This window comes from Sabulicella glaciei (assembly GCF_026183895.1).
Classification (GTDB): Bacteria; Pseudomonadota; Alphaproteobacteria; order Acetobacterales; family Acetobacteraceae; genus Roseococcus; species Roseococcus glaciei.
In genome coordinates, this window is the sequence record NZ_JAPFQI010000025.1 from 1 (window position 1) to 23,828 (window position 23,828).

The 23,828-nt window shown below is 69.6% G+C and carries 27 protein-coding genes; 9 read left to right on the forward strand and 18 right to left on the reverse strand.

Features of this window, described 5'->3' with window-relative positions:
• Positions 1 to 311, reverse strand: a 311-nt coding sequence (locus OF850_RS20525; protein ID WP_301592205.1) for a Bug family tripartite tricarboxylate transporter substrate binding protein, incomplete at its 3' end; no start/stop codon positions are given.
• A gap of 151 nt (positions 312 to 462) precedes the next feature.
• Positions 463 to 1,254 (reverse strand): NAD-dependent epimerase/dehydratase family protein, encoded by a 792-nt coding sequence (locus tag OF850_RS20530; protein WP_301592206.1) that lies wholly within the window; start codon positions 1,252 to 1,254, stop codon positions 463 to 465.
• Positions 1,255 to 1,305: 51 nt separating this feature from the next.
• Between OF850_RS20530 and OF850_RS20535 the strand changes: the two genes are divergently transcribed.
• A complete protein-coding gene (locus OF850_RS20535) occupies positions 1,306 to 2,649 on the forward strand; it encodes an amidase (RefSeq protein ID WP_301592207.1) in 1,344 nt (447 codons plus the stop codon).
• Positions 2,650 to 2,655: 6 nt separating this feature from the next.
• Here OF850_RS20535 and OF850_RS20540 read toward each other — a convergent pair whose 3' ends face one another.
• A complete protein-coding gene (locus OF850_RS20540) occupies positions 2,656 to 3,018 on the reverse strand; it encodes a hypothetical protein (protein WP_368044713.1) in 363 nt (120 codons plus the stop codon).
• Between OF850_RS20540 and OF850_RS20545 the strand changes: the two genes are divergently transcribed.
• Complete coding sequence (locus tag OF850_RS20545; protein WP_301592208.1) at positions 3,017 to 3,847, forward strand: arginase family protein; 831 nt, start codon at positions 3,017 to 3,019, stop codon at positions 3,845 to 3,847. The two genes, OF850_RS20540 and OF850_RS20545, sit on opposite strands and share 2 nt — an antisense overlap.
• A gap of 52 nt (positions 3,848 to 3,899) precedes the next feature.
• Here the strand turns inward: OF850_RS20545 and OF850_RS20550 are convergent, their stop codons facing one another.
• Both OF850_RS20550 and OF850_RS20555 read right to left on the reverse strand, forming a co-directional pair.
• On the reverse strand, positions 3,900 to 5,228 hold the full coding sequence (locus OF850_RS20550) for an ammonium transporter (RefSeq protein WP_301592209.1): 1,329 nt from the start codon (positions 5,226 to 5,228) through the stop codon (positions 3,900 to 3,902).
• Positions 5,229 to 5,257: 29 nt separating this feature from the next.
• Complete coding sequence (locus OF850_RS20555) at positions 5,258 to 5,596, reverse strand: P-II family nitrogen regulator (RefSeq protein ID WP_301592210.1); 339 nt, start codon at positions 5,594 to 5,596, stop codon at positions 5,258 to 5,260.
• Positions 5,597 to 5,797: 201 nt separating this feature from the next.
• On the opposite strand from OF850_RS20555, the gene OF850_RS20560 reads away from it, so the two are divergent.
• Positions 5,798 to 7,018, forward strand: coding sequence for a UbiH/UbiF/VisC/COQ6 family ubiquinone biosynthesis hydroxylase (locus OF850_RS20560; RefSeq protein ID WP_301592211.1), 1,221 nt, complete (start codon positions 5,798 to 5,800; stop codon positions 7,016 to 7,018).
• A gap of 9 nt (positions 7,019 to 7,027) precedes the next feature.
• Here OF850_RS20560 and OF850_RS20565 read toward each other — a convergent pair whose 3' ends face one another.
• The 6 genes from OF850_RS20565 to OF850_RS20590 form a co-directional block, all read right to left on the reverse strand.
• Positions 7,028 to 7,315 (reverse strand): hypothetical protein, encoded by a 288-nt coding sequence (locus tag OF850_RS20565; RefSeq protein ID WP_301592212.1) that lies wholly within the window; start codon positions 7,313 to 7,315, stop codon positions 7,028 to 7,030.
• Positions 7,316 to 7,356: 41 nt separating this feature from the next.
• A complete protein-coding gene (locus OF850_RS20570; protein ID WP_301592213.1) occupies positions 7,357 to 7,728 on the reverse strand; it encodes a DUF971 domain-containing protein in 372 nt (123 codons plus the stop codon).
• Positions 7,728 to 7,916, reverse strand: a complete 189-nt coding sequence (locus OF850_RS20575) for a Trm112 family protein (RefSeq protein WP_207539464.1) — start codon at positions 7,914 to 7,916, stop codon at positions 7,728 to 7,730. Before OF850_RS20575 ends, OF850_RS20570 begins: the two co-directional genes overlap by 1 nt.
• Positions 7,917 to 7,926: 10 nt before the next feature.
• Positions 7,927 to 8,592: an LON peptidase substrate-binding domain-containing protein gene (locus OF850_RS20580; RefSeq protein WP_301592214.1), complete on the reverse strand. Its 666-nt coding sequence runs from the start codon at positions 8,590 to 8,592 to the stop codon at positions 7,927 to 7,929.
• A complete protein-coding gene (locus OF850_RS20585) occupies positions 8,589 to 9,506 on the reverse strand; it encodes a thioredoxin family protein (protein ID WP_301592215.1) in 918 nt (305 codons plus the stop codon). Before OF850_RS20585 ends, OF850_RS20580 begins: the two co-directional genes overlap by 4 nt.
• Before the next feature lie 66 nt (positions 9,507 to 9,572).
• Complete coding sequence (locus tag OF850_RS20590) at positions 9,573 to 11,312, reverse strand: transglycosylase domain-containing protein (protein WP_301592216.1); 1,740 nt, start codon at positions 11,310 to 11,312, stop codon at positions 9,573 to 9,575.
• Between the two features lie 224 nt (positions 11,313 to 11,536).
• Here OF850_RS20590 and OF850_RS20595 point away from each other — a divergent pair, with 224 nt between their 5' ends.
• From OF850_RS20595 to OF850_RS20615, 5 genes are all read left to right on the forward strand, one after another.
• Entirely contained in the window at positions 11,537 to 12,190 is a 654-nt protein-coding gene (locus OF850_RS20595; protein WP_301592217.1) for a TetR/AcrR family transcriptional regulator, read from the forward strand.
• Positions 12,191 to 12,276: 86 nt separating this feature from the next.
• The gene (locus OF850_RS20600) at positions 12,277 to 13,047 is read left to right on the forward strand and encodes an enoyl-CoA hydratase/isomerase family protein (RefSeq protein WP_301592218.1); all 771 of its coding nucleotides are present in this window, start codon (positions 12,277 to 12,279) and stop codon (positions 13,045 to 13,047) included.
• A 1-nt stretch (position 13,048) separates the two neighbouring features.
• On the forward strand, positions 13,049 to 14,224 hold the full coding sequence (locus OF850_RS20605) for an acyl-CoA dehydrogenase family protein (RefSeq protein WP_301592219.1): 1,176 nt from the start codon (positions 13,049 to 13,051) through the stop codon (positions 14,222 to 14,224).
• A gap of 4 nt (positions 14,225 to 14,228) precedes the next feature.
• Positions 14,229 to 15,296, forward strand: a complete 1,068-nt coding sequence (locus OF850_RS20610) for an acyl-CoA dehydrogenase family protein (protein ID WP_301592220.1) — start codon at positions 14,229 to 14,231, stop codon at positions 15,294 to 15,296.
• Positions 15,297 to 15,304: 8 nt separating this feature from the next.
• Entirely contained in the window at positions 15,305 to 17,380 is a 2,076-nt protein-coding gene (locus tag OF850_RS20615; RefSeq protein ID WP_301592221.1) for an acetate--CoA ligase family protein, read from the forward strand.
• 28 nt (positions 17,381 to 17,408) lie between these two features.
• Here OF850_RS20615 and OF850_RS20620 read toward each other — a convergent pair whose 3' ends face one another.
• From OF850_RS20620 to OF850_RS20630, 3 genes are all read right to left on the reverse strand, one after another.
• A complete protein-coding gene (locus OF850_RS20620) occupies positions 17,409 to 17,618 on the reverse strand; it encodes a hypothetical protein (protein ID WP_301592222.1) in 210 nt (69 codons plus the stop codon).
• Between the two features lie 220 nt (positions 17,619 to 17,838).
• Complete coding sequence (locus OF850_RS20625) at positions 17,839 to 18,078, reverse strand: hypothetical protein (protein ID WP_301592223.1); 240 nt, start codon at positions 18,076 to 18,078, stop codon at positions 17,839 to 17,841.
• A gap of 57 nt (positions 18,079 to 18,135) precedes the next feature.
• On the reverse strand, positions 18,136 to 18,342 hold the full coding sequence (locus OF850_RS20630; RefSeq protein WP_301592224.1) for a cold-shock protein: 207 nt from the start codon (positions 18,340 to 18,342) through the stop codon (positions 18,136 to 18,138).
• A 317-nt stretch (positions 18,343 to 18,659) separates the two neighbouring features.
• Here OF850_RS20630 and OF850_RS20635 point away from each other — a divergent pair, with 317 nt between their 5' ends.
• Positions 18,660 to 18,863 (forward strand): hypothetical protein, encoded by a 204-nt coding sequence (locus tag OF850_RS20635; protein ID WP_301592225.1) that lies wholly within the window; start codon positions 18,660 to 18,662, stop codon positions 18,861 to 18,863.
• A gap of 69 nt (positions 18,864 to 18,932) precedes the next feature.
• Here OF850_RS20635 and OF850_RS20640 read toward each other — a convergent pair whose 3' ends face one another.
• From OF850_RS20640 to OF850_RS20655, 4 genes are all read right to left on the reverse strand, one after another.
• The gene (locus tag OF850_RS20640; protein ID WP_301592226.1) at positions 18,933 to 19,643 is read right to left on the reverse strand and encodes a PEP-CTERM sorting domain-containing protein; all 711 of its coding nucleotides are present in this window, start codon (positions 19,641 to 19,643) and stop codon (positions 18,933 to 18,935) included.
• A gap of 275 nt (positions 19,644 to 19,918) precedes the next feature.
• On the reverse strand, positions 19,919 to 21,055 hold the full coding sequence (locus OF850_RS20645) for a mechanosensitive ion channel family protein (protein ID WP_301592227.1): 1,137 nt from the start codon (positions 21,053 to 21,055) through the stop codon (positions 19,919 to 19,921).
• Between the two features lie 500 nt (positions 21,056 to 21,555).
• Entirely contained in the window at positions 21,556 to 22,785 is a 1,230-nt protein-coding gene (locus OF850_RS20650) for a GAF domain-containing sensor histidine kinase (RefSeq protein ID WP_301592228.1), read from the reverse strand.
• A 261-nt stretch (positions 22,786 to 23,046) separates the two neighbouring features.
• Positions 23,047 to 23,625, reverse strand: coding sequence for a peptidoglycan-binding domain-containing protein (locus OF850_RS20655; RefSeq protein ID WP_301592229.1), 579 nt, complete (start codon positions 23,623 to 23,625; stop codon positions 23,047 to 23,049).
• Positions 23,626 to 23,828: the final 203 nt, after the last annotated feature.

Sequence of the window (23,828 nt, forward strand, 5' to 3'; positions counted from 1 at the left end):
ACCAGGGAATGGCCGTCGGGCGTCGCGCGCGCCGCCTGACCCCACGCGACGTTGCCCCCGGCACCGGGCCGGTTCTCGATCACCACCGGCTGGCCGAGCCGCGGCCCGAGCCTTTCGACGATCAGGCGCGCCGTGACGTCGGTGCTGCCGCCGGGCTCGGAAGGAACGACGAGACGCAGCGGACGCTCCGGAGCCCAGCCGCTAGGGTCCGCAGCGGGCTGCGCTTGGGCAGGCACTCCGAGGAGCAGGGCGAGGCAGGCCAGCGCCAGCCTCGAAGGCAACGCGGCCATTCGCGAACGGGTCTCGGGCATCGCCGACCTCCGTCAGACGCAGCATCGCGGCAATCCAGCGGGACGGTCCGCCGCTGCACGCCCGGGGCGCCCGTGGTGGTGCACTGGGCTGAAGCCGAAGGAACCTAACGGGGTGGGCAGTCCTCGTCACTCAAATAAGGACGGATAGGCCCTAGTCCCGACGCGAATGCCCCATGGCGCAGAAGGCACCGCCCTGGAACCGCTCCGCGATGGCGTCTCCGCTGGTCCGACCCGCCAGCGCGTCGCGGAACGGCGCGGTGCCGTCGCGCGGCTGCCAGCCGATCCGCGCCCGATCATCTTCCACCCACCAAGGATCCGGGTTGTCGCCCACGCCCCAGATGCGCGCATACCCCACCTCCGGCGCCGCGAGCGCGGCAAGGCAGAGCCGCGCGAGGTCGGGATAGGACAGCCAGGTGTGCAGCATCCGGGCGTCGCGCGGTTGGAGAAAGCAGGAGCCGATGCGGACGACGACGCTCTCCACCCCGTGCTTGTCCCAGTAGAGACGTCCCATCAACTCGCCATAGGCTTTGGACAGCCCGTAATACCCGTCCGGCATCAAGGCGCAGCCGATGTCCAACGTCTCCGTGCGCTCGTGGAAGCCGATGGCGTGATTGGAGGAGGCGAAAAGCACGCGCGCCCCTTCGCGCCGCGCCGCCTCGTACACATGGTGGAGGCCGCGGATGTTGGGGCCGATCACTTCCTCGAAAGGGCGCTCCACGCTTGCCCCGCCGAAATGCAGGATGGCGCGGCACCCCTTGGCGAGGCGGCGGATGGCGACGCCGTCCTCCAGCTCTGCCTCCTCGAAGCGCGAACCGGGCGGCAGCGCGTCGGGGAAGGGGGCGATGTCGGTCAGCACGAGTCGGACGCCCGCCGCCGACAACTCGCGCGCCAGCATTCGCCCCAGCGCGCCCGAGGCGCCAGTGAGCAGCACGGGTTCCGTCACCGCTTTCTCTCGCCCATCATCCCGTCTCCGAATCCCAGGATGGAACGCGACATGACGCGCCATGGCTTCCCCACGCTGAACGAGGCCGCCCAGAGGCTGGAGGCCGGCACCGTCTCCGCCGCCACCTTGGTGGAGGAGGCGCTGTCGCGCGCGCGAGAAGGGGAGGGGCCGCGCGTCTTCACCACGCTGCACACCAAGTCGGCGCGCGACTCGGCGCTGGCCATGGATGCCCTGCGCAAGGTCGGGCGCGCGCCGTCGCGCTTCGCGGGCATCCCGGTGACGGTGAAGGATCTGTTCGACGAGGCGGGCGTCGTCACCCGCGCCGGTTCGCGCGCCCTGGATCGCGGCCCCGCGCCCCGCACCGCGCCCGCGGTGATGCGCCTCCTGCGCCATGGCTTCGTGGTGCTGGGCCGCACCAACATGAGCGAGTTCGCCTTCTCCGGCCTCGGCGTGAACCCGCATTACCGCACGCCGCTCTCGCCCTGGGACCGGGAAACGGGGCGCATCCCCGGCGGCTCCTCCAGCGGCGCGGCGGTGGCGGCGGCGGACGGGATGGGCTTCGGTGGGCTGGGGACCGACACGGGCGGGTCCTGCCGCATCCCGGCGGCGCTTTGCGGCGTGGTGGGCTTCAAGCCTTCCGCACATCGCGTGCCGCTCGACGGGGCTTTTCCGCTTTCCTCCTCGCTCGACTCCATCGGGCCGCTCGCGCGCAGCGTGCGTGACTGCCAGATCCTCGACTCCGTCATCTCCGGCGCGGACGAGGTGCCGAACCTCGTCCCGGCCGAGGTGGCGGGGCTTCGCCTCGGCGTGCTGCACACGGTGGTGGAGGACGGCCTGACCGGCGAGGTGGCGCGCCCCTATGGTCGCGCCCTGGCGCGGCTGGAGGCAGCGGGGGCCCGGCTCTCCGACCTGTCCCTGCCGGCGCTGGAGCGCCTGCCCAGCATCAACGGCAAGGGCGGGCTGACCGCTTCCGAGGCGATGGCGCTGCACCAGGCGCTGATCGCCGAACGCCGCGGCGACTACGACCCGCGCATCCTGTCGCGCATCGAGCGCGGCCTGGGGATGAGTGCGGCCGACTACCTCGCCGTCATGGCGGCGCGGCGCGAGGTGCAGGCGGAATGCGCGGCGCGGATAGAAGGCTTCGACGCGGTGATCTGCCCTACCGTCCCCATCCCGCCCCCCAGCCTGGCCGAGGTGGAGGAGGAGGCGGAGTACGGGCGGCTGAACCTGCTGTTGCTCCGCAACACCGCCATCGCCAACTTCCTGGATATCTGCGCAATCAGCCTGCCCTGCCACCAACCGGGCGACGCCCCGGCGGGGCTGATGCTGATGGCGCCGCGCGGCATGGATGCGCGCCTTTTCGCCATCGCGGCGGGGGTGGAGCGGGAGCTGTGACGGGGCCTAGATGAACTCGCCGCGCAGGAAGCCCAGCGCGGGAAGCGGCGTCCACTTGCGCGGCAGGTCGGAGCGTCGGATCGGCGCCACGCTGTAATGCGGGACAGGCTGCTTCGAGCGGCGCAGGAAATCCGCATAGGCGCTCACCTCACGGGCGCGCCAATCGCGATCCTCCACGGCCTGGTTGCGGGAGCGGTACACTTCGGCGACCCGGTTGAGCTTCCCGACGGTGGCAACCACCGCCCAAAGCGTATCCTCGTCCCCGCGCTTCACCAGGGTCAAATCGGCCATGGGCTGAGAGAAGGTGATGCGGCCGCGCCGGGTCAAGGCCTTCTTGCGGGCCCGGCCCGCACCTAACTGCCGCTTCATGCAGACGACGGAATCCCTAGCGGCGACGGTGTTCCTGGGCCGTGCCGGCGATCGCAACCGGCGGGGCATGGCAGGGGCGGCAAAGCTTTCCGCCGCGCTGTCCAACCATCTCGGCGTCGGCGCGGTCGCGGTGGGCGAGCCCCTGCCGCCGATTGAGGGTGGGTGGGAGGCGCAGCTGGAAGCGGCGCGCCCCGGCCTCCTCCGGCTGCGCAACAGGCTGGCGGCGAAGCTGGCGACGGGCGCTCCGACTCTGACCGTCGCCGGGCGCTGCGCCGCTTCGCTCGCCACCTTGCCGGCGGTGGCGAAGGCGCGGCCGAACCTCGCCATCGCCTGGTTCGACGCCCATGCGGACCTGAACGAGCCGGACACGACTGCCACCGGCTATCTGGGCGGCATGGTGCTGACCGGCGCCGCCGGGCTCTGGGATTCGGGACTCGGCGCCGGGCTCGACCTGTCGCGCGTGGTGCTGGCCGGGGTGCGCGACATCGATCCGCCCGAGCGCGCGATGATGGGGCGGCATGGCATCCGTCACGTCCCGCCCGGGCGGGATTTCGCGACGCGGCTGCGCGCGGCGCTGGCAGGTCGCCCGGCCTATCTGCACGTGGATTGCGACGTTCTCGAGCCCGGTCAGGTGCCGAGCGAATACGCGGTGCCCGGCGGCATCACCCTGGAGACGCTGCGCGAGTCCTGCGTTGCCCTCGCGGAATCCGGTCTGGGCGGGATCGAGCTGGCGGAGTTCGAGGCCGAGTGGCCCGACGGGCGATCCGGCGACCCGGCGGTTCTGCTCGCGGCGCTGGAGCCGGCGCTGGAGGCGCTCATCCGCGCATGAAAAAGGCCCCGCGAGTCGCCTCGCGGGGCCAGTTTCCGTCCGGACGGGGCGGTCAGGCGATGCGCTCGCCGTGCTGGGTCACGTCGAGGCCCTCGCGCTCCTCCTCCTCGCTCACCCGCAGACCCACGATCGCGTCCACGATCTTGAGCAGGATGAAGCTGGCGACCGCGGTGAAGACGAAGACCGCGACCACCGCGTAGATCTGGATGAGGAACTGGTCGAGGCTGCCCGAGACGCCCTCCGGCGCCGCCGCCGTGGCCGAGAGCGGCCCGTAGGCGAAGATGCCGGTGAGCAGCGCGCCCAGGATGCCGCACACGCCGTGCACGCCGAAGGCGTCCAGGCTGTCGTCGTAGCCGAGCCAGTGCTTCAGCGCCGTGGCGCCCCAGAAGCCGGAAAGCCCGGCGGCGAAGCCGATGATCAGCGCCGGGCCGGGCAGCACGAAGCCGGCCGCCGGGGTGATGGCGACGAGGCCCGCGACGGCGCCCGATACTGCGCCCAGCACGGAGGGCTTGCCCTTGATCATCCACTCGGCGGCGAGCCAGCCGAGCACGGCGGCGGCGGCGGCGGCATGCGTCACCAGCAGCGCCATGCCGGCACGCCCGCCCGCGGCGACGGCGGAGCCGGCGTTGAAGCCGAACCAGCCCACCCAGAGCATGGCGGCGCCGATCACCGCATAGGTGAGGTTGTAGGGCGCCATGTTGTCATGGCCGTAGCCCAGCCGCTTGCCGAGCACGAGCGCGCCCACGAGCCCCGCGACGCCGGCATTGATATGCACCACCGTGCCGCCCGCGAAGTCCAGTGCGCCCAGGGCGAAGATCCAGCCATTCGGGTGCCACACCCAATGCGCGACGGGCGAGTAGACCAGCAGCGAGAAGAGCAGGGTGAAGAGCAGCAGCGCCGAGAACTTCATCCGGTCCGCCAGCGCGCCGGTGATCAGCGCCGGAGTGATGATGGCGAAGGTCATCTGGAACATGATGAAGACGGATTCGGGGATGGTCATCGCCACCGCGGCATCGCCGCTGCCCAGGCTGAAAGGCTGGTCCCAGGTGAGTTCCACGCCCGAGAGCAGGAACTTCGACAGGTCGCCGATCCAGACATTGCCCTCGCCGAAAGCGAGGGAATAGCCGGCGACCACCCACACCACCGAAACCAGGGCGCAGACGGTGAAGGACTGCGCCAGCGTCGCCAGCACGTTCTTCTTGCGCACCATGCCCGCGTAGAATAGCGCGAGGCCGGGGATGGTCATCATCAGGACCAGGGCGGTGGAGGTGAGCATCCAGGCGGTATCGCCCGTGTCCACCGCCGCGCCCTGCGCCCAGGCGGGCAGGGCGAGGGAAGCGAGCGGCGCGGCCAGCAGGCCGGCGCGCGTCATTTGCGTCATTGCTGCAATTCTCCCGTGCATTGTCGTTCTCACAGCGCCGCCGTGTCCGCCTCGCCCGTGCGGATGCGCAGCGCGCGCTCCACGTCGAGCACGAAGACCTTGCCGTCGCCGATCTTGCCGGTGCGCGCCGAGGCGCTGATCGCCTCCACCACCGCGTCCGCGAGCTCCGCGGGGACGACCACCTCGATCTTGAGCTTCGGCAGGAAGCTCACCTGGTACTCCGCGCCGCGGTAGATCTCGGTCTGGCCCTTCTGTCGGCCGAACCCCTTCACCTCCGTCACCGTCAGCCCCTGCACGCCGAGCGGGGTGAGCGCGTCGCGCACCTCGTCCAGCTTGAAGGGCTTGATGACCGCCATCACGAGCTTCATCAGCCTGCCTTTCCCTCCGATCCCGCGCGCGGAACCTCGCTGCGCCGTCATGACGGGTGACACGGGGGAAGGGCGCCTCGCCAGCGGGCAGGGCTGGGGAAAACTGGGTCGTGATCGCACGACTGCCTGTTTCCTGTGCAGGGGCGCGAGGATTCGCCCGCTCCCTCTGCCACACGCTGCTTCCGCGCTAACATGCGTTCCATGAGCAGCGAGATCGAATGCCCCGTCGCCATCGTCGGCGCCGGACCGGTGGGCGCGACCCTGGCGGCCGCCTTGGCCGCGCGGGGCGTCCCCTGCGCCGTGGTGGATGCCCAGCCCTTGCCGCCGATGGAAGTGGCGGGCTTCGACGGCCGCGCCTACGCCATCGCCCTTGCCTCCCGCCGCGTGCTGGAGGAGGCGGGGGTCTGGGCGCGCCTGCCGATCGAGCCTTGCCCGATCGAGGCCATCAAGGTGGCGGACGGGCGAGTGGGTGAGGCGCCTTCCAGCCTCGACCTCGACTTCGACGCCTTCGAGGTGGGGAGCGAACCCTTCGGCTGGATGGTGGAGGCGCGCGCCCTGCGCGTCGCGCTGAATGCCCACCTTCCCGGGCTGCCGGGAGTGCGGGTCTTCGCACCCATGACGGCCCGCGCCGAGCGGCGGGAGGGCGGCGCCACGCTCAGCCTCGCCGATGGCACGGTGATCCGCGCGCAGCTCGTGGTGGGGGCGGAGGGGCGACGTTCAGCCCTGCGGGAGGAGGCCCGCATCCGCGTCATGCGGCACGATTACGGGCAGGTCGGCCTAGTCGGCGCCTTCGCGCACGAGCATCCGCACCGCAACCGCGCGCTGGAACTCTTCCTGCCCGCCGGGCCCTTCGCGCAGCTTCCGCTGACCGACCTCGGCTCCTTCGGCACATCCACCCTGCCGCATGCCAGCGCTTTCGTCTGGACGGAGAGGCGCGCGGTGGCGGAACGGGTGCTCCAACTGGACGATGCGGGCTTCGCGCGGGAATTGCGTCGCCGGCTGGGCGACTGGCTGGGAGTGATCGAGCCGATCGGGCGGCGCTGGCACTATCCGCTCACCGCCATGCATGCCACGCGATACGTGGCGCAGCGTCTGGCGCTGGTGGGCGATGCGGCGCACGGCATGCACCCCATCGCCGGGCAGGGGCTGAATATCGGCTTCCGCGACGTGGGGGCGCTGGCACGCCTCGTAGGCGAGGCCCATGCGCGCGGGCAGGATGTGGGCCGCCCGGCCCTGCTGGCGCGATACCAGGCGGAGCGGCGGCCGGATGCGCTGATGATGATCGGCGCGACCCATGCGCTGGAGCGGCTCTTCGGCAACGATGTCGGGGTGCTGCGGCTGGCGCGGCGCCTTGGCATCGCGGCGGTGGACCGCGTGGGTCCGCTCAAGCGCTTCTTCGCGCGGCGCGCGATGGGCGTCTGAAACGCCGCGTCAGCTGCAGACGCGGCGCTCGACGTAGCGCCAATCCACGATCCGCCCGGCCCGGTTCCGCACCGGCACGCGGCGCCGCTCGATCCAGCAGCGGGGACGGCGGCCACGACCACGGCCTCGACCAGGCGGATAGCCGCGCGGCGGTCCCGGGGGCGGGCCCGGTGGTTCCCACTGGGCCAGGTCGGCCAGGGGATCCGGCATGGCCGAGAGACCGGAGGTGTCGCCAATCGCCGCATGGGCCCCGGCGGGGGCCAGCAGCAGCGCCATGAGGAATCCGCGTCGCTTCATGCGGTCAAAACGTGACAGCGCCGGGAAAGGTTTCCGGCGCCTCAGCCCCGGCGCGCCGGCTCCCGCGACAGGCCCTTGAGGGCCAGCGCTTGCTCGTACTCGGCCCAGAGCTCCGTCTGCCGCTCCCCGAGTTCGCGAAGATAGGCCCAGGAATAGATGCCCGAATCGTGCAGGTCGTCGAAGGCGATGCGCACGGCGTAGTGGCCGACCGGCTCGATCCGCATGATGCCGACATGGCGCCGCCCGGCGATGATCACCTTCTGGCCCGGCCCGTGGCCCTGCACCTCGGCGGACGGGCTTTCCACCCGCAGCAACTCGGCGGGCAGCGAGAAGCGGGCACCGTCGGCGAAGGCGACGTCCAGCGCCTTGTCCTCGCGGCGGTAGCGCAGTTCCGTGACGGCGGGGGCGGGCATCAGCCCTCGATCTTGCGGGCCTGGTCCGGCAGCATGATTGGAATGCCGTCGCGGACGGGATAGGCGAGGCCAGCCTTGTCGCTCACCAGCTCGCCCCGCTCGCGGTCGTAGCGAAGTGGGCCCTTGGTCAGGGGGCAAACCAGGATCTCGAGGAGTTTCGGATCCACGGGGGCGGCGTTGTCCGTCATAGCGGGCAAACTAGCTTGGGAGGCCTGTCGGCGGAAGGTCGCCACCATCATGGACCGCCATGCGCAGCAGGGTGGCCAGGGTCCCGGCCCGTTCGGGCAGCGTGTCCGCCTCCAGCAGCGCCTGCTTTTCCGCAACGCTGAAGGGGCAGACCATGCAGAGCGTGGTGACGAGCGCGGCGTCGCTCAGCGCTTCGATGGCCTCCCAGTTCACCTCCATGCCGCGCCCGGCGAAATAGGGCCGCAGCGCGGTCATGATGTCGTTGCGCGGAACGGGCAGGGTTTCCGGCTCCAGATCGGCCAAGAAAGGAGCGTAATCGGCACGGATGCGACGGTAGCCGCGCCGCGTCTCGATCTCCTCCACCACGCGGAAGCGCGCAACGCCCGTCAGGGTGACGAGGAGGCGTCCATCCTCCGTCTCGGCGAAGGAGGAAAGCCGGCCTAGGCAGCCGACAGAGAAGACCTGCGACCCGCCATCGGGGCGTTTCCCCCGGGCCGGATCGCCCTGGATCATGCCCAGCATCCGGCCATTGGCGAGGGCATCCTCTGTCATGGCGAGGTAGCGCGGCTCGAAGATGTTGAGCGGCAGCCGCCCCCAGGGGAGGAGCAGGGCACCCGAGAGCGGAAAGATCGCGATCTCGTCAGGCAGCGCCTCCGGCTGGGGGTGGAAGGGCTTCACCGGAACAGCAAGGCGGACAATCCCCGCCGGGCCTTCAGCGTGGCAGGGTCGTCGAAGCCCCAGGCCTCGAAGAACTTGAGGAGCTGCTTGCGCGCCGCCTCCTCGTTCCACGTGCGGTCGCGCTTGATCGCCTCCAGGAGTTGATCCGCCGCTTCCCCGCGCTTCTCCATGGCGTTCAGCGCCACGGCCAGCTCGATCCGCGCCTCGTGGTCATCCGGGTCGGCAGCGAGGCGCCCCTCGAACTGCCCGAGCTTGCCCTGCGCCTCGCGACCCTGCTCCGCCAGCTCGATCGCGGCGCGGACGGAGACGATCTCGGCGTGGCCCTTCACCGAATCCGGCAGGTTGTCGAGCATGTGACGCGCCTGCTCCTCCTCGCCGAGCAGGACGAGGCAGCGGGCGAGGCCGGCCAGGGCCTCGGCATTCTCCGGCTCCTGCTGCGCCAGCCCGGCGAAGAGCTCGAGGGCGGAGGCCGGGTCGTCCTGCTCCAGCAGGGCCTTGGCCTCGGCCAGGATGTCGGCGCCGGGCATCTGGCCGCCGGCCATCTTCAGGATGCCCTCGATGAAGCGCTTCAGCTCGCCTTCCGGCAGGGCGCCCTGGAACAGGTCGGCCACCTGGCCCTTCACGAAGGCCACGACGGTGGGGACGGATTGCAGCGGCAGGCCCATCTGCGACAACTGCGCGACAAGCTGCTGATTCTTGTCGATGTCGATCTTCACGAGGCGCACGCGGCCCTGCGCGCCACGCACCACCTTCTCCAGCGTCGGCGTCAGCGTCTTGCAGGGGCCGCACCAGGTCGCCCAGAAATCCACCAGCACCGGGACCTCGCGCGAGGCCTCGATGACGTCCTTCATGAAGGTGCGCTGGTCGCCGTCCTTGATGGGATCGCTGCCGGGGCTATCGAGGAGGATTTCCATGGTTGGTCCTGTCCTGGCGTTCGGTAGATGTTGCGGCCAAGACATAAGGCAAGGAGGCGCGCTTCGTTACCCCCCGGAAAGCCGCGCCTCGATCACCTCGCGGAACAGGCGGGCGGGCAGGGTGCCGCCGCGCACGTCCTCCATGGGCTGGTTGCGGTCATTGCCCATCCAGATGCCGATGGCGACGGTCCCGCCCGGCAGCGCCGCATAGCCGATGAACCAGGCATCCTTGTAATCCTGCGTCGTGCCGGTCTTGCCCCCGGTGACGACGCCCGGCACCGCGGCCGCGCGCCCGGTTCCCCGCGCCGTGACGGCCTGCATCATCCGCCGCATCTGCGCCGCCGTGCCCGGCTCCACCACCTGCGGCATCGCCGGCATGGCCAGGTTCACCCCCTCGATCCGCGCCATGCCAAAGGGCGTGACGCGGCGGCCGCCATTCGCCAGGGCGGCGAAGGCGGAGGTCATGTCCAGCAGCGTTGCCTCCCCGGTGCCGAGCACCACGGAGGCGTCGCGTCCGAAACGTCCCTCGACGCCCAGACGATGCGCCGCCTCCGCCACCGCGCGCGGCCCACCGCCCTGCTGCATGACCCGCACGGCCGCGGTGTTGACGGATTGGGCGAAGGCCTCCTCCAGCGTGACCGAGCCGCGCGTGCGCCAATGCCCGTTGGAGGGGGACCAGCCCCCCATCCGCAACGGCCCGTCCGCCACCGCATCGCCGGGCGAGGCGCCGCGCTCCAACGCCGCGAGGAAGGCGAAGGTTTTGAAGGTCGAGCCGGGCTGGCGCCGCGCGTCGGTGGCGCGGTTGAACGGCGAGGTGCGGAAGTCGCGCCCGCCCGCCATGGCGCGCACCGCGCCGGATTCTACGTCCAGCACCACCACCGCGCCTTGTCCGACCCGCGCCGCCGCGCCCTCGCGGTCCAGCAGGGCCGCAAGGCGCGACTCGACCGCCTGCTGCCAGCGCCGGTCGAGGGTGGTGCGGATCACCAGGTCCCGGCTGTCGGGGAACTTGGTCGGCACGTCCTCGAAGATCCAGTCGGCGAACCAGCCGCCGTTGCGCGAGGGCCGCGGCGGGATCTGCATCTCCTCGATCGCCGCCTCCATCTGCGCCTCGGTGATGGCGCCGGTGTCGCGCATCGCCGCCAGCACGTCGCGGCCGCGCGCGGTGGCCCCGTCGGGGTTGGAACGCGGATTGTGGCGGGACGGGGCCTGGGGCAGGCCGGCCAGGATCGCGGCCTGGGGCAGCGTCACCCGCCGGGCCGAGACGCCGAAATACACCCGCGCCGCCGCATCCACCCCCCAGGCGCCCGCGCCGAGGTAGACACGGTTCAGGTAGATCTCCAGCAGCTGGTCCTTGCTGAAGCGGCTCTCCAGCCACAGCGCCATCAGGGCTTCCTGCACCTTACGCCGGAAGGAGCGCTCGGAGGACAGGAACAGGTTCTTGGCCAATTGCTGGGTGAGGGTCGAGCCGCCCTGCACCACGTCGCCCTCGGAGAAGTTCCGGTACAGGGCGCGGGCGATGCCGACCGGGTCCAGGCCGAAATGCTCGCGGAAGCGGCGGTCCTCGATGGCGAGGATGGCGGCGGGCAGGTGGCGCGGCATGTCGCGCAGCCGCAGCGTCTCGCCATACAGGTCGCCCTGGGTGGCCAGCAGGTTCCCGTCGCTGCTTTGCAGCGTGACGGAAGGGCGGCGCTGCCGCGCCAGCGCCGCATCGGCGCGCGGCATGTCCCAGGTGAAGAAGATCAGCACGGCCGCGAGGAACAGCCCGCCCCAGATCGCCAGAAGCACGGCAAGCCGCAGCAGCCGCAAGCCGAGGCTTCGGCGCGCGGGGCGGGCAGGGCGGGTTGCTGGCCCGCTCGGGGGGTGCGACGGCCTGGGGGATGGCCGGCGCGCAGCGGCCTCGGAGCGCAGCCGGGCGGCCGCGACGCGTGGCATGGAGGAAAGGATAGCAGCCCGCCCGCCGCGGGCCAACGCCGTTCCGAGCGGGGGAGGGGGCCTTTACGGGCGGGCCGGGGCCATGTGCAACTGCTGCCATGGACACGATCGTGGAATTGCTGGAACTGGACGAGGGGGGCGAGCCGCCCCAAGGGCGCATCCTGCAGATCTTCGACGTGGCCTGCCGGCTCTTCGCCCAGCGCGGGTTCGACGGCGTGTCCATGCGCGACATCGCGACGGAATGCGGCGTCTCCAAGGCCACGCTGTACCACTACTTCCCCGACAAGGACTCGATCCTGCGGCCGCTGGCGATGGGCACCACCCGGTCGCTGTTCCAGCACGTGGCGAAGCACGACGACCCCACGGCGGCGGCGCTGGTGCGGCTGCGCTCCTTCCTGGTGGAAACGGCGCGCTTCTTTGAGCGCTTCCGCTGGGCCTGGATCGCCGGGTCCACCGCCTTCTGGAGCGACCCCAAGACCCGCGCCCGCAAGGAGCGTATCGCCTGGCGCGACCGTTACGAGCAGCTGCTGCGTGAGATCCTGCAGGCCGGGATCGAGGCGGGCGCCCTGCGCGAGACGGATGTGCGCATCGCGGGGCGCTTCGTCCTCGGCTCGATCAACTGGATGCCGCGCTGGTACGATCCGGCTGGGCCGCTTTCCGCCGCCGCCATTGCGGAAAGCTTCTGCGACATGATCATCGACGGGCTGCGCGCTCCGGTGCCGGCGGCGCGGCGCAAGGTGGCATCGGGCTGACGCCCCGGCTTGCGGCGGCACCGCGCCGCGCCTAGTCTCCCGACCGAACGGTCGGTCGGTTGGCCGCCACGAAGGGAAGGAAGCCCATGCCGTCGGATGTCGTGACCCTGGAGGTGGCGGACCACATCGCTGTCGCCACGCTGAACCGCCCCCCCGTCAACGCCGTGAACGCCGAGATGCGCGACCGGCTGATCGAGATCTTCGACGAGGCGACGGACCGGGACGACATCCGCGTCGTCGTGCTGACGGCGCAGGGCAAGGTGTTCTGCGCGGGTGCGGACCTGAAGCAGCGCCCCGACCCGAAGGTGCCCGGCCAGTACTGGCGCCACAACCGCGTGACGCGGGAAACGGGCAACGCCATGCGCGAATGCGCGAAGCCCATCATCTGCGCGGTGAACGGCGCGGCGCTCGGCGCCGGCTTCGGCCTCATGGCCTCCTCCGACATCATGATGGCCTCCGAGAACGCGGTGTTCGGGATGCCGGAGATCGACGTGGGCCTCGCGGGCGGTGCGGCGATGATCCGGGAGCTGTTCGGCAAGTCCTGGACGCGACGGCTGATGTTCACCGGCGACCGCATCCCGGCCGCCGAGCTGTATCGCCTCGGCGTGATCGACTCCGTCTGGCCGGAGAACGAGCTCCTGCCCGAGGCGATGAAGATGGCCGCCCGCATCGCCTCCAAGAGCCCGCTCGGCATCAAGTATGCCAAGAATAGCTGCAACTTCGTCGAGCTGATGCCGCCGCGCGACGCCTACCGCTTCGAGCAGAACTTCACCTTCGAGTTGTCCAAGACGGAGGACGCGAAGGAAGCACGGATGGCGCAGCTGGAGAAGCGCAAGCCCGTCTTCAAGGGCCGCTGAGATGGCGGAGCCCGACTATGAAGCGTTCCGGGAGGAGGTGCGGCTCTTCGCCCTCGTCCATTGCCCGCCCGAGATCCGCGAAGTGGTCGCGAGCTACCGCAAGCTGTCGCGCAAGATCTGGGCGCCCTGGCAGCGCATCCTCCATGCCCATGGCTGGGGCGCGCCCTCCTGGCCGAAGCAATATGGCGGCACCGGGTGGGACGCCCGCCAGCGCGTCATCTTCGACGAGGTGATGGCGGAGTGCGACTGCCCGCCGCAATACCATCACGGGCTGCGCCACCTCGGCCCCGTCATCATCGAGTTCGGGACGGAGGAGCAGAAGCAGCGCTTCCTGCCCGGCATCCTCGATGGCTCCGACTGGTGGTGCCAGGGCTACTCGGAGCCGGGCGCCGGCTCCGACCTCGCCTCGCTTCGCACCGCGGCGCGGCTGGAGGGCGACCACTATGTCGTGGACGGACAGAAGACCTGGACTTCCCACGCGCATGAAGCGGACTGGATGTACACACTGGTCCGCACCTCCAAGGAGGAGAAGAAGCAGCAGGGCATCAGCCTGCTGCTGATCAAGCTGGACAGCCCGGGCATCACCATCCGCCCGATCCGCACCATCGATGGCTGGCACCACGTGAACGAGGTGTTCCTCGACGACGTCCGCGTGCCGGTCGAGAACCGCATCGGCGAGGAAGGCAAGGGCTGGACCTACGGCAAGTTCCTGCTGGAGCGCGAGCGCCTGGGCGGCGCCAACATCGCACCGCACCGCATGGCCCTGCAGCGCGTGCGCGACCTCGTCCAGACGGAGCTTGCCGGCCCGGCGCGGGAGGAGGAGCGCGGCCTCCTCTTGCACCGCCTGCTGGAAGCCGAGGCGGAGCTGCTCGGCGCGGCGGAGCTTGGCCGGGAGTCGGTGCAGGCGGTGATGGACGGCGAGCCGCTCGGCCTGCTGCCCTCCGTCGTGAAGCTGTCCACCAGCGTGACCATGCAATCCATCAGCCAGGTGGCGCTGGACGCGGTCGGCCCGCGCCTCGCCGCGCGCTTCCGCCGCGTGGAGGGCGAGGGGCCGAATGCCGACCCACCCGGCCTCGAATGGGTGCAGAACTACATGTATGCGCGCGTCCGCACGATCTATGGCGGCAGCAGCGAGGTGCAGAAGAACGTGATCGCCAGGCAGTTGTTCGGGAACTGACGCCATGCCCTTCGCCGCCGCCCCGCTCATCGCGGGCGAGACCTATGAGACCGCGCTGCGCTTCGGCGAGGAAGCCGCCGCCGAGCTTGCGCCGCTGGCCGAGCCTTCCGCCCAGGCGACCTGCCTCCGCGCGCAATGGGATCGCATCGCGGGGCTGGGCTGGCCCGGCATCGCGGTGCCCGAGGCGCAGGGAGGCGCCGGGGGCGATATCGCCGAACTGGCGGCGCTGCTGTGCGGCGCCGGGCGCACGGGGCTGGCCCTGCCCCTGGCCACCGCCTGCGGCGTGGTGCCGACCCTGCTGGCCGGGCACCCGCTTCTGCCGGAAGCTGCGTCCGGCATTGCCCGCATCGCCGCGATCCTGCCCGGAGCCACCCAGGACCCCGGCGAGGAATCGCTGCGCCGCCATTCCGACGGGATGCTGCACGGCGCCGCCGTCGGGGTGGAGGCGCCGCCCGCGCCGACTCACGTGATCGCCTTCGTGGAGGGTGCCGAGCCCGCCCTGCTGCTGCTGCGTGCCGACGCACCGGGTGTCGAGACCGTGGCGAGCCTGCGCGTGGACGGCCGCCTTGCCTTCGACATCCGCTGCCGCGCCGCCGCGCCCGATGCCGTGCTGGCCGAGGGGGAGGAGGCGCTGCGCCGCGTCGAGGCGGCGCGTGACCTGGGCGCGTTGCTCGCCTGCGTCGAGGGCGTTTCCGCCATGGGGGCCCTGGTCGAGCAGACCATCGCCTACCTGAACCAGCGCGTGCAGTTCGGCGCGCCACTCGCCACGCAGCAGGCGCTGCGCCACCGCGTCGCCGACATGTACGTGGAATACGAGAACCTGCGCGGCATCACCGCCGCCGCGCTGCGCGCCGCCACTACGGAGGATGCGCTGCCCTGGCGGCCCATCGCCTTCGCCAAGCTGCGCCTCGGCATCGCTGGGCGCGAAGTGGCGGAAAGCGCCATCCAGTGCCATGGCGGCATGGGCATGACGGAGGAGTTGCCGGCCATCCGCCTGTGCAAGCGCCTGCTGATGGCGGAGTTCGAGCATGGCGGGCGCGTCTTCCAGGCTCGCCGCCTCCTGGCCGCGTGAGAGGACCCATGCACCCGCTCGAACCCATGTTCCGTCCCCGCTCCGTCGCCGTGGTCGGCGCGTCCGGCGACGCCGAGAAGCTGGGCGGCCGCACCCTGTTCCACATCAAGGAATTGGGCTTCGCCGGCCGCATCTTTCCGATCAACGTGTCCAGCCGCGAGGTGCAGGGCCTGCCCGCTTGGCCGAGCCTGCGCGACCTGCCTGAAGTGCCCGACTGCGCGCTGATCGTGCTGCCCGCCAAGCTGGTGGCGGCGGCGCTGGAGGATTGCGCGGCCAAGGGCATCCGTCACGTCCAGGTCCTCTCCTCCGGCTTCGCCGAGGAAGGGGGCGAGGGCGTCGCGATGCAGGAGCGTCTGGTCGCCATCGCGCGCGACGCCGGCATCCGCATCACCGGCCCCAATGCGCTGGGCTCGATCTCCCCACCCGATGGGTTCTTCGGCACCTTCTCCTCGCTGCTGGCGACGGCGCGGCCGGGGCCGGGGCGTATCGGCGTCGCGACGCAAAGCGGGGCCTATGGCTCGCACATCTACGCGGTTGCAGGGTTCCGCGGCCTCGGCATCAGCCGCGCCATCGCCACGGGCAATGAGGCGGATCTCGATGTCGCTTCCTGCATCGACTACCTCGCGGAGGATGATGGCACCGCCGTCATCTGCGCCTCGCTGGAAGGGTGCCGCAACGGCGACAGGGTGCGCGCGGCGCTTTTGAAGGCCGCCGCCGCGCGCAAGCCGGTGATCGTCATGAAAGTGGGGCGGACGGAGGAAGGTGCCGCCGCCGCCGCCACCCACACCGGGGCGCTCGCCGGCGAGGATCGCGTGATCGACGCGGTGTTCCGCGAATGTGGCGCCTTCCGCGCCTCCTCCATCGAGGAGATGCTGGACATCGCCTATCTCTGCTCCGTCGCCGCGGTGCCGCCGCTGCCGGGCGTGGGCATTCTGTCCGTCTCGGGCGGGATCGGCGTGCTGATGGCGGATGCGGCGGTGGAGGCGGGGCTGCCCGTCCCGCCCATGCCACCGGAAACGCTGTCCCGCATCACCGAGATCCAGCCCGTCGCGGGCGGGCGCAACCCGATCGACACCACGGCCAACCTGAACGGCCGGATGCATGTCTTCGAGGGCATCAGCCAGGCGATGATGGAGGGGGCGGAACTCGGCTCCCTCATGTTCTACCTCGCCCATCTGGGCCGCAACGAGGAGCGCTTCCCGCCGCTGGAGCAGGCCATGGCCGCGCTGCGGCGCCGCTTCCCCGACCGGCTCGTCGTCGCAGTGATGACGCACGTGGATTCCATCCGGCTGCGACTGGAGGCGCTGGGCATCCCGGTCTTCGAGGATCCGACCCGCGCCGTCCGCGCGGTCGCCGCCGCCTCGCGGCTGCGCGACCTCCAGGCAGGGGCCGCGGCCCCCCCGAAGCCGCGCCGCTCGGGCGTGCGTCTGGCGGACGCGAGGAACGAAGCCGCGGCCAAGGCCCTGCTTCGCGAGGCAGGCCTGCCCGTCCCGCCCGAGCATGCCTGCGCGACGGCGGAGGCGGCGGCTGCGGCGGCCGATGCGCTCGGCTATCCCGTGGTGATGAAGATCCTGTCCGACGACATCCCGCACAAGACGGAGGTGGGCGGCGTGCTGCTCGGCGTCGCGGATGCCGAGGCGGTGCGCGCCGGCTTTTCAGAGTTGATGCGCCGGGCCGGCGCGGTGCGGCCGGAGGCGCGGCTGGACGGGGTGCTGGTCGCGCCCATGCTGAGAGGCGGCGTCGAGACCATCATCGGCACGCAGCGCGATCCGGCTTTCGGCCCCATGGTGATGTTCGGCCTGGGCGGCGTGTCGGTGGAACTCTTCGCCGACGTGGCCTTCGCCAGCGCGCCGCTGACGCCGGAGCGGGCGGGGGCGCTGGTGGATTCCGTGCGCGGCGCACGGCTGCTGGAAGGCTGGCGCGGCGCCGCGCCTTGCGACCGGGCGGCGCTGGTTTCCGCCCTCGTCGCCGTGTCGGAACTGGCCGCGGCGGAGGAGGCGGTCGAGAGCGTGGAGGTGAATCCCCTGCTCGTGCGTCCCGACGGGGCCTTTGCCCTTGATGCTCTGGTGCGTGTGCGTGGCTGAAGCCTGATCTGACCGGGTGCTCAACGCATCACGAGCAGGCCAGCGTCAGGCGCTGCGGTTGCTGTGCAGGGTTCGGCAATCCGGCCTGCATCGGCGCATGGCCGATGGGGTGGAAGGCCGGGCCGGCGCGCGTCACCAGCACGGGAGCCGAGGGGTGGGCCGTGACGGGAACTGGCGGAGTGGAGTTCAGCGTCGCGCTGCGCGGCACGAAGTCGTTGGCGGCGATGTCGAGGCGCACGCGGAAGACTATCTGGCCGGACTCGACGCGAGGGATGAGCGAGGTCCGGACCGCGCCGCCGCAAGCCCGGACGTCCTAGGCCTGCGCAGGCAGAGCGGCACTGGCGATCATGGTGCGAGGGCTGCGGCGAGAAGGGAGCGCACCGGTGGGTCTCCCATTGGTTTCCGATGCCTCTCCGCGCCACCCGAAAGAGGGAAGGTCTCGAAGGAGGGCTCGCTGATCAGACCTTGCGCGGGCTCAGCCGCAAGCCGGGGTGCGCCTGCGCCTCCCGCAACTCGGTCTCGCGCGCGACCCGCGTTTCACCGGCATCGGTGCCGCGCAGCAGGTATTCGCGGTCAAGCTGGTCGTTGGGCAGCAAGCGCTGCACGGTGAAACGCCCCGGCGGAAGATGGGAGGCGCCGTGACCGGTGATGAACTCGACACTCTGGCCGACGCCGAAGCGATGCAAGGGCAGGGGCATTCGCGGGATCCTTCGAAAGCAGAAGGGCGGCCCTTGGGCCGCCCTTCGAGTTTGGTGTCAGGCCTTGCGGATGCTTGCCGCGGAGGACTTCCCCCCCTGGCCGGCCTGGACCTCGAACTCAAGCCGGTCGCCTTCACGGACATCGGTGAGGCCGGAGCGCTGCACCTCGGAGATGTGAAGGAAAACGTCCTTTGAGCCATCCTCGGGCTGGATGAAGCCATAGCCTTTGGTGGCGTTGAACCATTTGACGGTGCCGGTAGGCATAGGATGTTCCTTTCGGAACCAGAGTGCCGACCCGCGCGAATGCGGGACGGATCATCATCGAAAGGAATGCGGATCGAGCCTCGACGCGTCCAGCGACGCGAGGTCTGCTAGCGGAAGGAGGGCGGCCGAACCAGTCGAGGCTGACCCATGCATCGTGAAGCAATTCGTCATCCTGCGCAAGAGTGACGCGGCGCAGGGGGCCAAAGCCGGACAACGGCGTGAGGATGCCCCGGCCTCTCGCCAAGGGAAAAGGCTTTCCCGAGCGGGGCGTATCAGGCCAGAAATGCGCGTCGCCGGAAGCGTTCGAGGGGGCTCCCATGCGCGTCGTAGTGGCCCTGCTGCTCCTCCTTGCCGCTGCGCTCGGTGCGTTTGCGTGGTGGGGCCAATACACCGTCGCCGGGCGCACACGCTACGACGAGATGGACGGGCTCTACCCGCTTGGCGCGGGGCTGCTGGCCGGATTTCTTATCCTTGCCGCGGCCGGGGTGGCTTGGCTTGCTGCGCGCCAGCGGAAGCGGTGATGGTAAGCTGGGCGCGGCGCCCGGAGATCACTCCGAAGCGCCGCATCCGTAGCCTCTGCGCGAAGAGGCCTAGGGCTCCGCTCGTTTCCGTCCGGCCCCTGCGTGGGGGCGACGCGGACGGAGGAAGATCATGCCAGCCAGACCCAAGCCGAGCAGCGCCATGGGGGCCGGTGCCGGCACCGGCACGGCCGCCTTGACGCTTAGGCCACGGCCGTTCGGGACATGGGTTGTCGTGAAGAAGCCGCTGAAGCCGCAAACCCCGCCCCAGCCGCAGGTGCCGCCCCGGTCGGTGCTGAAGGAACCGATGACGCTGCCATCGGCCGCGATCGTAAGACTTCCGTCGGACTCGGTGTTGTTGAAGTAGATCTCGCCGACGGGAATGAGGCTTCCCGGCGACCCGACCAGCTTCAGGCCGTAATATCCCTCGAGATCGGGCGGACGGGTATTGTCCGTCCAATCCGAAAGCTGTGCATTGATGACCATGGCGCTGCTGACAGGATCGGGGCCGTAATAGGTGGTGAAGCCCAGGTCGACCAAGCCTTTGGTCGTCCCGATGGCGTCGTAGGGCGGCAGGGCGATGTTGCCGGCGCTGATGGTGTAGCGCGAGCGGACCACATTGTCGGCGAGGCGGAAGAAACCGTCCGTGTGGAGGAATTCCGGCAGGGGCCAGGGCGCGGGGCCTGGTGGCGGGTCGCCATATTCCAGATTGTATGCGGGACCGAACCAGGCTGCCGTCTGGGTGAAGCTGTAGATCCAGTCAGCCTTGGCTGAATGGGGCACCAGGGTTCCGCAGGCGGCCAGGATCCCCCCTGCCAAGACTGCCGCAGATACTCGCATCAGGCCTTACTCCCCGAATTCACATAATGCTGTGGAATAATATCCCTGTCGGGGATCTAGGATATGCCCCGGCCCGGCTATTCAACCTAGGCCAATGTTTTTCGCGGAACGTGCAACCGCCGCGCCACGCGCATACAACCGCAGGATGATGCGATGAGAGCCCCGGGGGTGTGTTGCCGGCCAATGGGCGAGGCGGCCCCCGCGCTGGGCGGCAGTCGCTATTCCGCCGCCTGCCGCTCATGCTCCCGCTCGCCTTGCCAGAATGCCTTGCGCGGCAGGCCCGCAATCTCGGCCCTGCGTCGGGGCAGGGCGTAGGGATGTTCTGCCTGCAGCCAGGCGATCATCGTCTCGCGCACCTCGCAGCGCAGGTTGAAGGCGCGGCTCGCATCGCTGGCGCTGATGAGCATCCGGACCTCCATCACGGAATCCCGGAAATCCGTGACCTGCAGGGCGACCACCTTGCCGTCCCAGTTCGGCGAGGATGTTGCGACCTCCTCGAGCTTGGCCCGCATCTCCTCGACCGGGACGGAATAGTCGAGATAGATCATCACCGCGCCGATCAGGGCGGAGCTGTCCCGGGTCCAGTTCTGGAAGGGCTTTTCCAGGAAGTAGGTCAGCGGCAGCACCATCCGGCGCAGGTCCCACAGGCGCACGACGACGTAGGTGCTGGTGATCTCCTCCACGTTGCCCCACTCGCCTTCCACGATGACGGCGTCGTCCAGGCGGATGGGCTGCGTCATGGCAAGCTGGATGCCGGCGAAGATGTTCTTGAGCAGCGGCTGAAGCGCCAGCCCTGCGACGAGACCGGCGGCACCGGCCGAGGCTAGCAGGCTGACGCCGTATTGCCGGACGCCGCTGAAGGTCATCATCGCCGCGCCGACGGTGATCGTGATGATCAGCGTGCCGGCCACGCGTCGCAGGATTCGGGTCTGCGTGACATGCTTGCGCGCCAGCAGGTTGTCCTGCGAGTCCAGCTTGAAGCGGCGGAGATAGATGGTCGTCCAGATATGCAGCGCCGTCAGCGTGCCCCAGCCAAGCAGCCCGATGAAGCCGACTAGCAGGATGTGCCGGAGCACGGACCGCTCGCCGGCGGAAAGCGGCGCGAGCTCCGACGCGATGCTCAGGGCGAAGGTAATGACGCCCAGCCGGACCGGTCCCGAGGTCCGCGCGACGAGGGAGCGCCAGAACAGATCCTGGTCCCGCACCAGCCTCGACATGGCGCGGAACAGGAGGCGGTGGACAAGCAGGGCCAGGGCGACCGCCGCCGTCAGGGCGAGAAGACTGACCGCCCACGGGGGAAGCCAACCCCCCGCGTGAGCGACATCCCGGGCGATCCTCCCGATCTCATCAAACATGGCTGGCCTCGTTCTCAGTGTGGGGGGATTGTTTCGATGCGCGGGCTATCACCCTGGGGGCGGCCCTTTGCGCGTTTGCGGGCTAACCCGCTGGAGCCGTGATGGTTCCACGTTGCGGAGGTTCGCAATGCGCCGGGAGGCGCAGAGACGAGGCTTCTTCGCGGAGTCCCGACAGGTTCGGAAGCGCGGATTGCCGCCAGGGCCGCATCGCTTTCACCTGCCGGCTCCCGCGCTCGACCTGCTGCGGGATCGGCACCAGACGGTCGGCAGGCCAGTGGACGGTTCGTCTTCCCCTCTCCGAGGGGCTAGGCGGCTCTCACCACTTTCCCCGCCATCACGAGCAAGCCGGACGCGCTGGCGGGCGTTCCAAAGCGGCGCCGTGCTGCGGGTTTATCAGCAGGCGGAGTGCTGGCCATAGCGCAAGGCCGCGATGGAAGATTGCGCGGCGACGTTGCATGGCGCAACCGAAAGCGAGGATCTGGGTCCGACGACGGCAGAACTCAGGTTGCGATGGGCGAGCTCGGCATCTGAAAGGTGAAGCGTGTTTCCGTGTCGTTCGATACGACCTTGATGCTTCCGCCATGCGCCCGGGCGATCTCGGCTGCGATGTAAAGACCCAGACCAAGCCCTTGCTGATGCGACTTGGTCGCGCTGTGGGAAAAAGGCTCGAACAGATGCTGCAGCATCTCGGCCGGGATAGCCCTGCCGCCGTTGCTGACATACAGCTGAAATTCGCCGCCCTCCGAACTGGCTGCGACCTGAACCGGCAGCGTTTGCGAACCGTGTATCAGCGCATTTGAGAGCAGGTTGGAGCAGAGCTGCCCGATGCGGTCAGGGTCACAGCTGACCGGATCGGGCAAGGCAAAGCGGGTCTCGATCAGGCGGTCCGGCCAGCACGCCCGCAACTCCTCCACGACCTGCTCCAGTGCCGGTTCCAACGCAGCATTGGGAACGCGTTCGACGTGCATGCCACCGCCGAGGCGGCCGCGCGTGAAATCAAGGGTGTTACCGATCAGCTCGGACATGCGGGAGATGCTTTGCTGGATCATGCTGACGAGGTCTTTGGCCTGCCTGTTGAGCGGGGTGCGCTGCAGAAGGTCCATGCCCGAGCGAATGGCCCCGAGCGGATTGCGGAGATCGTGCCCGAGGATCGCGACGAACTCTTCCCGTAGGTGCGCCATCCTGCGTTCCTCGGCGAGACTATCCACGCTCACTGCGAGTTGGCTGCGCGCTTTTGTCAGGTCAGCCTTGCCGGCCGCCGCGCGCTCCAAGGCGTCCAGGTGGTAGCCGATAAGCTCGGCAAAAAGCCTGAACATGCTGACCGTTTCCGGATTGCTCAGCCTTGCAGGTTTGGGATCGATCGCACAGAGCGTTCCGAAAAACCGACTGTCCGGGAGGATAATCGGCATCGAGATGTAGCTTTGAAAGCCGTACATCAAAGGCGTTGGATGCGTACGAAATGCAGCATCGTTTGAAACATGATCGATGATGACCGCGTCTCGGCTTTGGCGGATTTCATCGCAGATCGTCGTGTTGATTTTCAGCTCGTCGCCGGGCTTCAGGCCGAACTCAATATCGTCCTTGACGCTGCAAGCGATCCACCGATCTTCGGTCACGCGCGCAACAGCCACGAAGCGCATTCCGGTGATCCTGCGCACCACCTCCAGGATCGTCGGAACCGCGGCAATGCCGGCGATCGCAGCAACATCGGCCTGCAGATCTTCCGACACTATGAAGCTTTGGGACTACAGCAAGAGCTTGCGCGCATGGCGGCCATCATACCGTCTCGCCCCAGGAAGGAAACGGGACGGCTGACGGAACCAGACCTCGGCACGCGTCTTACGAGCCGATGAAGGCAGGATCGAAAGCGATCGTCGTGGCTCAAGACGAGCCGCTGAGCCGGGTGCTCTTTGTTGAGGATCTCAGGAGCGTCGGGTCCGCCGGCGCGATGGCTCGACGCCGGCGGACCGCCTGCTGCAGGACTGCTGCCTTCAGCGCAAGCGCGCGGCGGGGTTGTTGGGATCGAGCCCCAGCGCCTGTATGGTCGCAGGATTGACCTGACCAGTCGCCTGCAAGCCGCGCCCTTGCTGGAAGCGTTCGATCGCAGCCTGGGTCCCTGCTCCCCACAGACCGTCAACCCCGCCGCGATAAAAGCCCAGAACCCTGAGGCGTTGCTGCACATTGCGGATCACGGCCGGGCTGAGTGGCTCTGGCGAGGCCGCTGCGGGCGGCGATGCGCTGGGAGCCTGGGTCTGCACCGGCCCGCCTGCCAACAGGTCACTCGGTGGGATACCGAGCGTTGCGACCGTTGCCTGGTTCAGCTGTCCCGTGACCTGGAGGCTGCGCATCTGCTGGAAGCGTTCGAGCGCAGACTGGCTTTCGGGTCCCCAGATCCCGTCGGCTCGGCCACTGTAAACGCCGGCCTGCCGAAGCTTCTCCTGAACGGCCGCCGTGGCGATGGTGGAAAGGGAATGTGTGTAGGTCAGGGCCGCCGGCGTCTGAGCCTGGACCTGCCCGACGCCGACAGGGGCCATGGCGAGCAAGGCGATCATCGCGACCGAATATTTCATGGCATCGGGCTCCTGCTCTCAGACGCGTTGGACAACGTGAGCCCAATCGCACGGTTGCCGGAGCGGGGTCGCAGCGACCCCTCCCGTCAACCCTGACGCTTCAGCAAACCGACAACTCTCTGATCTGGATGGTGGGCGCACTAGGGCTCGAACCTAGGACCCGCTGATTAAGAGTAAGGAAGCTAAAGCCGCCAAGAGGCGTC